The sequence below is a fragment of the Ornithinimicrobium jinqii genome (genome assembly GCF_045032595.1).
GTDB lineage: Bacteria > Actinomycetota > Actinomycetes > Actinomycetales > Dermatophilaceae > Ornithinicoccus.
In genome coordinates, this window is the sequence record NZ_JBJFZS010000069.1 from 1 (window position 1) to 1,191 (window position 1,191).

The following is a 1,191-nucleotide window of genomic DNA, read 5'->3' on the forward strand; positions in this document are numbered from 1 at the left end:
GAGTCGACCCATCGTGGCTGTGGATGCTGTCATCATCGGACTGGGCTATGTCGGCCTGCCACTGGCGCAGGAGGCCACCCGGGCTGGGAAGAAGGTCCTCGGGTTCGACATCAACGCGGGTGTGGTCGCGGACCTGGGTGCTGGGCGCTCGCACGTGGACGACCTCTCGGACGGCGACATCGCCGAGATGATCGAGGGTGGGTTCGAGGCCACGACGGAGGAGGCGCGGATCGGCGAGGCGCAGGTCGCGGTGATCTGCGTGCCGACGCCGCTGTCGGAGGACGGGGGCCCGGACCTGCGGGCGGTGGAGTCGGCCGTCGCGGCGATCGCCCGCAACCTGCGGCCCGGGATGCTGGTGATCCTGGAGTCGACGACCTACCCGGGCACGACGGACGAGGTGGTCCGCCCGGTGCTGGAGGCCGGTGGGCTGGTCGCGGGGCAGGACTTCCACCTGGCGTTCTCGCCGGAGCGGATCGACCCGGGCAACGAGACGTTCGGGGCGAAGAACACCCCGAAGGTGGTGGGTGGGCACACGCCGGCCTGCACCGAGGCGGCGGCCGCGTTCTACGGCGCGTTCGTGGACACGGTGGTGCGGGCCAAGGGCACCCGTGAGGCGGAGACGGCCAAGCTGCTGGAGAACACCTACCGGCACATCAACATCGCGCTGGTCAACGAGATGGCCCGCTTCTGCCACGAGCTGGGGATCGACCTGTGGGACGTCATCGACGCGGCGAGCAGCAAGCCGTTCGGGTTCCAGGCGTTCTACCCCGGCCCCGGCGTGGGCGGGCACTGCATCCCGATCGACCCGAACTACCTGTCCCACAACGTGCGGGCGAGGCTGGGGTACCCGTTCCGGTTCGTGGAGCTGGCGCAGGAGATCAACTCCCAGATGCCGGCCTACGTGGTCTCCCGGGCGCAGGACATCCTCAACACCGAGGGCAAGCCGCTGAAGGGGTCCACCGTCCTGCTGCTCGGCGTGACCTACAAGCCGAACATCGCCGACCAGCGCGAGTCGCCGGCGGTGCCGCTGGCCCGTCAGCTGATGGCCAAGGGTGCGCGGGTGCAGTTCCACGACCCGCACGTGCAGGACTGGCGCTCCGTGCCGGAGGCGACCAAGGTGGCGGACGCCGCCGCCGCGGTCGGCGAGGCGGACCTGACGATCCTGGTGCAGAACCACCGCGAGTACGACGT

1 protein-coding gene is annotated in these 1,191 nt (G+C 70.2%); it reads left to right on the forward strand.

Annotated features, from left to right (window positions below; translation table 11 throughout):
- Nucleotides 1-13: 13 nt before the first annotated feature.
- On the forward strand, nucleotides 14-1,191 hold a 1,178-nt coding region (locus ACI3ET_RS16355), incomplete at its 3' end, for a nucleotide sugar dehydrogenase (protein WP_405034131.1).